Source organism: Lishizhenia sp. (assembly GCF_057456495.1).
In genome coordinates this window covers 1-4,423 of the sequence record NZ_JBVCPV010000211.1, presented here as the reverse complement: position 1 = coordinate 4,423, position 4,423 = coordinate 1, and the positions used below count along the sequence as shown (strand labels likewise).

The window sequence follows — 4,423 nt, the reverse complement described above, 5'->3', positions numbered from 1 at the left end:
CCTAGTATCGTTTTAGGTATGATGAATCCCGATGGCTACTATCAATTAAGACTCAGGTCCTATGCTAGGAAAAAAGGGAAAAGTTCCACTGAGGTTAAACCATTTATGATTAAGACCTTAAGAACTAACTTAAGCATTAATCCATCCGGAAATGGAGATCATACCGATTTTTCGGTTTATGTAGACAACCAGCTCATTGGCGAATCCAATTATAATGGATCCTTTTATGCAAAAATACCACTTGGTCATCGCATAGTAAAATTAGTAGCAGAACATGAAGAAAAAACAAGCTCCATACTATTCAAAGAAAATGATACCGAGTACATTTATTTCTAATGAAGAGGTATAAACGCTGCTAAACAAAGGCCCAAAAACCTTTTTTATCGAGAAGAAAACTTTTGACCTAAAGCTTTCTAGATATTAAGATTGAATTTTTATGTTTAAATCATTACCTCGTTTAGAAATTAAAACGCTTGCTGAGAAAGACTTCAACTTCTTTGTTGAATTAGTAAGTGCTCCTGAAATTGTGAATCCTGTACCTCATTTACCCTGGTCTGAAGAAAAGATAGCCACTAACTTTAAAAAATTCTCAAGTCCCTCCCAGAAAGGAAATAGAGAAGAACCAAGGGTATGGGGTGTATTTGAAAAAGGTAAAGAAGAATTGATTGGACTCTGTGCCCTACTCTCAAACGATGAAAACCAACCCGAAATTGGATATAGATTTCGACAAAAATATTGGGGAAATGGATATGCCACAGAGGTCACGGAATATTTAATTCAATACGCTTTTGAAGAACTCCAACTCGATATTATTACAGCGGATGTAAACATTAAGAATACAAGTTCAGTTAAAGTTCTAGAAAAATTTTTCACCCCCGATAGAGAATTTGATAACCTCAAAGAAAATTGCAGAGATAGACGTTATATCCTAAAACGAAAAGATTGGATGCAACGATAATTTACGAAGACACGAGCAAAAACATCATTAGTTAATTCAATGAAACATCCCTACAGAACTGCCGCATTCTCTCAATAGTCAACAAGCAGATACAAAGCATATATTACACTGGAAAAAAAAGAAAATAATTTATGCGTGTATAATATCCCCGCTTCCTTACCACTTATTAGGATACCAAGAAAGCATTTATCTTTATTTCACATAGCATTCAATGATTTGATTTCGCATCTTGAATACCTTATTTTCGTATCACTCACCTTGTTCCACTGAATTGAGTAGAAAAATTAAATAAACCCTCTACTGATATTATGAAACTATACACTCAACTCTCAAAAACAGGCCTCCTAAAAAGCTATTCATCCAAATTCTTAGCCGTTGCTTTTTTAGGTATTCATGTACCGCTTATTGGTATAATACTATTCATAGTTTTTAATGAAGGAGGCTTTACTACTTCTACAATAATCATCCTCACGTTAATTTTAACACTCGGAGCCACAGCCTTAACCTTATTTGTGTTGAACAAGTTGTTGGCCCCTTTAAAACTGGCTAAATCATCACTTAAAAACTATTTAGAAAACCAAGAGCTGCCAAACCTTCCATTAGATTTTAATGACGAGATTGGGGAATTGTTGAAGGACCTACAATTTTCGATCAAAACATTTGATCATTTAATTGAGTCTAAACAAAACACGATTGAAATACTTTCACATGATTTGAGAAGTCCATGTAACAATATTAATACGCTTTTGGACATGTATCAGAAAAAAACAGATCCCAAGGACAGAGCAATAATTATTGAACATATTAGAACAACTACGAATCAGCAGTTGGAGCTTATCACCAATACCCTTATCAACCTTCGCGATGAATCTATAACGCAAGGAAAGTTGAAAAAAGAAAGGCTTAATTTAAATCACATCATCCACGATGTAATCAATGCGCAAAAGGCAGCTTTGGATAATAAAAAAATAAAACTGCGTCTCAATGCTCAATCTGAACTGAACATCAACGGAAATGAAACCGCCTTCCGACAAGTTTTTAACAACCTCATTGGTAACGCCATTAAATTCTCGGAAACCAATAGTGAAATCATTATAGCTTCGCAGATTTTTAAATCTCAAATGCGTATAGATATTATAGATCAAGGAATTGGTTTTGACAATAGTATTTCAGAAGCGCTCTTTAAACCCTTTACAGAGTACTCCCGAAAGGGTACGAAAAATGAACCCAGTGAAGGAATGGGCTTATTTATTTCTAGAAGATTTATCAATAAACATTCAGGAACACTTGAAGCTACAAGTCCTGGCCCCAACCAAGGTTCTACTTTTACCATACAATTACCCTTGAATTAAAGCGTTCATATCACTTTCTATTCAATACATACTTAAAAAAAATACTACATTTCCTTTATGCAAAGCAAAGGATTTAAAATCGGTATACTTCTACTTGTTCTAGGTATAATTTCATCCTATAATTGGTATAATAGTGACTACACCTTTTTGAGAGAAATCATTTCCGAAAACGATCTACAAACACCTGATGATGTCTATGCATTTATTCTAGAAACTACTCCTTCCACGAAAGAAAAAAATACAGGGTCTTGTTTGTATTGCTCCCCGAAGTATTTAATGGAAGAAAACTTAGGTTTGTCATGCGATGAAGGTGCTATTCTCATTGCACACCTCTCCTATTTGTTGGGATATGACAGCAGACTCGTCGATTTAATAGGGACTGACGGTATCGCACACCATACCCTGGTTGAAGTAAAAGTAGATAACACCTGGCAACGCTACGATTATCTTTTTGAACGTAAAAATGATCATTATACAGCTGAGGTCAACTTCGAATACTCTCATCCCTCCTACCGCACCTTTCCAAAGTGGTACAATAAAGTCATTTATAACTTTTCCGGCCTGAAGTATTTAGTACTAAAATTCAGAGGAGCCAAAGGCTAATAACAAATCAGAAAGCACCATTAAAATCGGTGTTAAAAAACCAACTAAATTGTTAATTTAGCCGTCTAAATTAATAATGAAAACATTAAACCACGCTATGAAATCTATTTTACCCATCCTAAGTGCCCTCATATTTAGCCTGAGTGTATTCCACGGACATGCTCAAATACGAAACTCAAATTGTATGGCCCCCGACAGCATTTATAATCGTTATTTATACGATGCATCACACATGACAATGCGGAAGTTAAGAGAACAAAATCACACCTATATAGACAGTGTAGATATCCCGATGAGTCATATAGATACTTTTTTAAATGCTTTGCTAGCTGTATATAATTTAACGGGGGTACCAGAAAGAGATAGCGTAGTTGATATATACGATATTCATACCCATCCAGACCCTAGTCTGAATATTCTGACCCTTCAGGTTTACGATAGTCTGCCTTGGATGCAAAGTTTATATATGAATCAGATTCCAACAGGTAATGCAACTATAGATTCAATGATTAATGAACATGGCTTGTACATGCACCATTATTCTCCGAGTCCTAATTCCCCTTATGACTTTGTAACACTGCAAACAGATACCATTACAAACATGATCGCTTTAGCCAATTTATTTGATACCGTGCAAGAAGTGATCGATGCCTGGGAATACGGAACATTAAACTATGGTATCAGTATTGTTGATTCTATTTATCCTACACATGTAGAACTCACATATTCACACGGATGGATGGACTGCTGGGTAGGTTGTGTGTATAGAAGATATTGGGTTTTCAATGTTTATTATGATTGTAGTGTTGAATTTGTAGAAAGTTATGGTACTCCTGTAGATTTAGGATTGAATGAATTAGAAGCTACTGCAATAGAACTTTCTCCTAACCCGTTCACGCATCAACTTCAAATCGAAAATATGGTAGAAACCATGGAATATAAAATCTTAGATCTTTCAGGAAAAACAGTTATAACCGGTAAAACTGAAGGTGAAATTAATCAACTCGATCACTTAAAACCTGGTAGCTATATTTTAATGCTCAAAAACTCATCAAACGAAGTTTACACCCAGAAAATAATGAAACAATAAAGTTTTAAAATACATAAGTTGAACGTATTGTTTGAAGAGTCCTAGCATTTGCAGTGGACTCTTTTTTTATATATACTAGAGCACTGCTTCACATCAAATTGACCTTTTCCCTTTCGATTCAAAAACTACTCGTAAATTTTGAGGGTAAATCTGGCCTATTGTACAAACTAAATCATTGAACCTTACGTTCTATTGCTACCATCAAATATAATCTTCTAAAACACCGAACATGAACAATTCACTTCTATATATAGCAATAACTAGTGTTAGTCTCATTATACTCATCTCCTGCAACAAGGATGAACCTTCTGCTCAAAAGTCAGGTAGTAACATCACATTTGGTTATCCCTCTGCAGGAAACCAAAGCATAAATAGTTTATCATCCCCCCTTCTGGTTAATAGCTCTCCAAATGGTGGATG

At 35.0% G+C, this 4,423-nt stretch carries 6 protein-coding genes; all 6 read left to right on the top strand.

What is annotated here, in order from left to right; genetic code table 11:
* On the top strand, positions 1–336 hold a 336-nt coding region (locus AC22ZQ_RS12695; protein ID WP_318959139.1), incomplete at its 5' end, for a hypothetical protein.
* A gap of 100 nt (positions 337–436) precedes the next feature.
* Positions 437–958: a GNAT family N-acetyltransferase gene (locus AC22ZQ_RS12690; RefSeq protein WP_318959138.1), complete on the top strand. Its 522-nt coding sequence runs from the start codon at positions 437–439 to the stop codon at positions 956–958.
* Positions 959–1,266: 308 nt separating this feature from the next.
* Complete coding sequence (locus tag AC22ZQ_RS12685; protein ID WP_318959137.1) at positions 1,267–2,310, top strand: sensor histidine kinase; 1,044 nt, start codon at positions 1,267–1,269, stop codon at positions 2,308–2,310.
* A 57-nt stretch (positions 2,311–2,367) separates the two neighbouring features.
* Positions 2,368–2,913 carry a hypothetical protein gene (locus AC22ZQ_RS12680; RefSeq protein ID WP_318959136.1) on the top strand — a complete coding sequence of 182 codons (546 nt, stop codon included), beginning with the start codon at positions 2,368–2,370 and terminating at the stop codon, positions 2,911–2,913.
* A 76-nt stretch (positions 2,914–2,989) separates the two neighbouring features.
* The gene (locus AC22ZQ_RS12675; protein WP_318959135.1) at positions 2,990–4,003 is read left to right on the top strand and encodes a T9SS type A sorting domain-containing protein; all 1,014 of its coding nucleotides are present in this window, start codon (positions 2,990–2,992) and stop codon (positions 4,001–4,003) included.
* A gap of 229 nt (positions 4,004–4,232) precedes the next feature.
* Positions 4,233–4,423 (top strand): hypothetical protein (locus AC22ZQ_RS12670; protein ID WP_318959134.1); only part of this gene is annotated, 191 nt, incomplete at its 3' end.